The sequence below is a fragment of the Frankia sp. CcMO1 genome (genome assembly GCF_977945845.1).
The window spans coordinates 1-4,312 of sequence record NZ_CDWTMG010000323.1; the positions used below are offsets into that span (position 1 = coordinate 1).

A 4,312-nucleotide genomic window follows, 5' to 3' on the forward strand; every position below is an offset into this window, starting at 1 on the left:
CACCTCTGCATTGACGAGCACCGCCTGGAAGGCCCCGCGACCGCGGGCCAGCCGGGCTGACCGGTAGGTGGACGGGTCGACCATCCGCGCCAGGTCGAGGATCCGGTGCGCCGACATCTCGGCTGGGACCAGGTCGAGGACCTCGCAGCCGTGCCGACGCGCGTAGGTGTCGGCTGCGCGGCGATGCTCGGGGCCGAGACGCACTCCGGAGGCGAGGAGGAGGATGTACGACGGATGCTGCGCGTGAGGGTCGTCCGAGCCGGGCTCGCCTCCCGGATGCCCATGGTCCACCGATTCGATGACGTCGATGGCACCTACCCGGCCGCGCAGCCGGATGCCGTTAAGGCCGATCCCCACACACGCGGCTACCGGGAGCCAGCCACGACGCCTCACCATCGGCCTCCTCTGAATATTTGATCCGCATCCGGTCCGCAGTCGGGAAGCCCCCGCAAAATACCTCTTGCATCCGAATTGCAGCCGAAGCTTCACCGACCGCTCCACGCCGCGCGGCTGAACCGGGTGGCCAGGCTGAACCGGGCCGGAACACGCCGCCGGGTTCGGCCGCACCCGCCGCGGCACGGGAGAACGTCACCGTAGGCACGCCGGAGCCCTGCGTCAGGGGCGCGGGACTGGTCTGATTTTGATCGTCGGCTCTGGCGGTGGCCCGGCGGTGGGCGCGTCCTGGGCGAGGTGGTTCCAGAACTACTCGACCACGGGTTGCCGCAGGCGAGGGCCGAGTTCGCGGATCAGGGCCGAGCTCGCGGATCAGGATGCCCAGCGCCTGGGTGTGCTCTGGATCGGGCTTGGTGGAAATGCCGGCGGCACGTAGGCCGCGGACCTGGCTGAGAGTGAGGTCGGCGAGCAGGATGATCATCTTGGTGTTGTCGTGTTCCGGGTCGATCAGCGCGCGGCGCAGGTAGCGCAGCTGGGCGGGGTGCTCGGCGTACATGCGGGCGACGGCGGGGTCGTGGGCTCTGCCGATCTCGGCCGCGTTGCCCTGCGCGGGGACGCCGAGCACCGCTGACCATTTGCAAAGCCTGCCGTACCGTCGGACAGCATGGGCATCGGAGAAGCCGTCATCGTCAACACCGCGGCGACCGCGGCCTTTGACGGGCAGATCGGGTAGGTCGGCTAGGTCGGCCAGGTCGTCCCCGACACCGAAACCCTTGCCATCGCGACGAAGATCGCCGAACGGATCGCCGGCAACTTCACCGGCCACTGAGGACAGACTATGACCTACCGATCATCGTGGATGACCGAGGAGCTCGACCAGCTCCAAAACCTCACCCGCACCTTCCTGGCCAAGGAATCCGAACCCAACCACGAGCGGTGGACCGAACAGCACGCGGTCGACCGCGAGTTCTGGAACAAGGCCGGCGAGATCGGCCTGCTGTGCATCAGCTGCCCCATCGAGTACGGCGGCGGTGGCGGCACGTTCGCGCACGAGGCCGTGGTGTTGCGCGAGCAGGGCTACATCGCCGACGACTGCTGGGCCTACCTGGTGCACAGCCCGATCGTCGCGCGCTATATCAACGCCTACGGCGGCCACGAGCAGAAGCAGCGATGGCTGCCCAGACTGGCGTCCGGTGTGTTCGTCGGCGCGATCGCGATGACCGAACCGGGCACCGGTAGCGACCTGCAGGCCGTGCGCACCACCGCCCGGCGCGAGGGTGACCATTACGTGATCAACGGTGCGAAGACGTTCATCACCAACGGTACCCACTGTGACCTGCTCATCATCGTGGCCCGCACCGGCAACGCGCCCGGCGGCAGAGGGCTGTCGCTGATCGTGGCGGAAACCCAGGGGCTGCAAGGGTTCGAACGCGGCCGGGTGCTGCAGAAGATCGGCGCGATGGGCACCGACACCCGCGAGCTGGCTTTCACCGACATGCGGATGCCGGCGGCCAACCTGCTCGGTCCGGCCGAGGGCCAAGGCTTCATGCAGCTGGTACAGCAACTGCCGCAGGAACGGCTGTCCATCGCGGTGAATGCCGCGGCTGCCGCCGAACACGCCGTCGACCTGGCCATCGCCTACGCCAAGGAGCGCACGGCGTTCGGCAAACCCCTGCTGGAATTCCAGAACACCCGGTTCGTGCTCGCCGAGTGCCGTACCGAAGCGCTGGCGCTGCGCACCTTCATCGACCACTGCATCACCGAGCATGTGGCTGGCCGGCTCGACGGCGCAACCGCGTCCATGGCCAAATACCTGGCCACCGACAAGCAGTGCGAGATCGTCGACCGCTGCCTACAGATCTTCGGCGGCTACGGCTACATGACCGAGTACCCCATCGCCCGCATGTACGCCGCAGCCCGCGTCCAGAGGATCTACGGCGGCACCAACGAAATCATGAAGGAGCTCATCGCCCGCTCCCTCTGACCGGCAAGAGACCAACCACGCCCGGAGCAGGATCCACCTAGCATGCGGGGGGTTCGGGGGGGGGCTCGGCCCTCCCGGTAGGCCTGGCGGAACGACGAGGTCCGCCCCCGCGCGGACACAACCCACCCAGAGTGGAGCGGGTGACCGGGATCGAACCGGCATGGCCAGCTTGGAAGGCTGGGGCTCTGCCATTGAGCTACACCCGCGAGGTGATCGATGCGAGCTTACCCCGTAGAATGAGCAGGCAACGCCTCGGGGCGTAGCGTAGTGGCTAGCGCGCCTGCTTTGGGTGCAGGAGATCGGGAGTTCGAGTCTCCCCGCCCCGACCGATAGCCTCGGCGTGTCACCCCCCTGTCCAACGTCGTACCAGGAGACCGCCGCGCCGTGAAGGCCACCAAGGAGACCCTCAGCCCGACCCGGGTCAAGCTCACTGTCGAGGTGCCCTTCGACGAGCTCAAGCCCTCGCTCGAGGCCACATATCGCAAGCTTGCCCGCCAGGTCCGGGTCTCGGGCTTCCGGCCGGGCAAGGTCCCGCCGCGCATCCTGGACCAGCGGCTGGGCCGGGATGTCGTCCTGGACGAAGCCGTCCAGGAGGCGCTGCCGCAGCTCTACTCCGAGGCCGTGCAGGCCGAGGAGGTCGACGTGCTGTCCCGGCCCGAGGTGGACATCACCGAGTTCGCCGACGGCGGCCAGCTCGTCTTCACCGCCGAGGTGGACGTCCGGCCCGAGGTGACCCTGCCGGAGTTCTCGGAGCTTGAGGTCATCGTTGACGCCGTCGAGGTCACCGACGAGCAGGTCGAGGAGCAGGTCGGCGCGCTGCGTGATCGTTTCGCGGTGCTTACGCCGGTGGAGCGGGCCGTGCAGGCGGGTGACTACGTCTCGCTCGACCTGTCCGCCGAGGCAGACGGCACGCCGATCGAGGATGCCGAGGCGACCGGGCTGTCCTACGAGGTCGGCAGTGGCAACCTGGTCGAGGGTCTCGACGACGCGATCATCGGCGCCACGGACGGCGAGACTCGTACCTTCACCACGGAGCTGCTCTCCGGCGAGCAGGCCGGTCAGCCCGCCCAGGTGACGGCGACGGTCCGCGGGGTCAAGGAGAAGGAGCTCCCGGCCCTGGACGACGACTTCGCGACCACCGTCAGCGAGTTCGACACCCTCGACGAGCTGCGCGCGGACATCCGGGCGCGCCTGGAGCAGTCGCGCCGCACCGAACAGGTCGGCCAAGCCCGGGAGAAGTTGCTGGAAAGCCTCCTGGAGCGGGTGGAGGTGCCGGTGCCCGGCTCGCTGCTCGTCGGCGAGATCGAGGCCCGTGAGCACCGCCTCTCCCGCGAGCTGGAGTACATCGGCACGGACCGCACGTCCTACCTGGAGACCCTCGGCCAGACCGAGGAGGAGTTCGACGCGGAGGTCCGCGAGTCCGCCGGCAAGGCCATCCGCTCCCAGTTCATCCTGGACGCGGTGATCGATGCCGAGTCGATTGGGATCGACCAGGGCGAGCTGATGGAGCAGATCATCCTGCGTGCCCATCGCTCCGGGGTGCAGCCGGACGTCTACGCTCAGCAGCTTGCGCAGGGCGAGGGTCTGACGGCCCTGATGGCCGATGTCCTGCGGACCAAGGCGCTCTTCCTGTTGCTGGAGAACGCCAAAGTCGTCGACAGTGCGGGGACCTCCGTCGAGCTCGCTCTGCCGGCCCGTCCGCAGCCGGGCGCCGACGCGGACGCGGATCATGACCACGACGTCACCGTCGCGGCGGAGGCAGTCGCCCCCGGGGACGCCACGGTTGAGCCGGTTGAGCCAGTTGAGCCAGTTGAGGCGAAGACCGACGGCAACGGCTGATCGGCGCCTCGCCGCTGGCGCGGTCGCGTTCCTCCCGAAGCAACCATCGGGTCATAACAGGCGCATCGTGGGGGTTGGTCACCGGATCTGTCGCTG

Annotated in this window: 3 protein-coding genes, 2 tRNA genes and 1 pseudogene; 3 read left to right on the forward strand and 3 right to left on the reverse strand. The window is 68.4% G+C overall.

The genetic code is table 11. From position 1 onward, the window contains the following. Together AC08OU_RS23010 and AC08OU_RS23015 are read right to left on the reverse strand one after the other, a co-directional pair. Positions 1–357: pseudogene (locus AC08OU_RS23010) on the reverse strand (class I SAM-dependent methyltransferase); the annotation flags it as partial. Next, positions 341–1,219, reverse strand: coding sequence for a hypothetical protein (locus AC08OU_RS23015; RefSeq protein ID WP_476602163.1), 879 nt, complete (start codon positions 1,217–1,219; stop codon positions 341–343). The pseudogene AC08OU_RS23010 and the gene AC08OU_RS23015, both read right to left, overlap by 17 nt. A gap of 33 nt (positions 1,220–1,252) precedes the next feature. Between AC08OU_RS23015 and AC08OU_RS23020 the strand changes: the two genes are divergently transcribed. Beyond that, positions 1,253–2,377, forward strand: a complete 1,125-nt coding sequence (locus tag AC08OU_RS23020) for an acyl-CoA dehydrogenase family protein (RefSeq protein WP_462189138.1) — start codon at positions 1,253–1,255, stop codon at positions 2,375–2,377. A 132-nt stretch (positions 2,378–2,509) separates the two neighbouring features. On the opposite strand, the gene AC08OU_RS23025 is transcribed toward AC08OU_RS23020, so the two are convergent. Then, positions 2,510–2,583 (reverse strand) — tRNA-Gly (locus tag AC08OU_RS23025). 47 nt (positions 2,584–2,630) lie between these two features. On the opposite strand from AC08OU_RS23025, the gene AC08OU_RS23030 reads away from it, so the two are divergent. Both AC08OU_RS23030 and tig read left to right on the forward strand, forming a co-directional pair. Beyond that, positions 2,631–2,703, forward strand: a tRNA-Pro gene (locus AC08OU_RS23030). 58 nt (positions 2,704–2,761) lie between these two features. Beyond that, positions 2,762–4,216: a trigger factor gene (tig, locus tag AC08OU_RS23035; protein ID WP_476602162.1), complete on the forward strand. Its 1,455-nt coding sequence runs from the start codon at positions 2,762–2,764 to the stop codon at positions 4,214–4,216. Positions 4,217–4,312 lie beyond the last annotated feature (96 nt).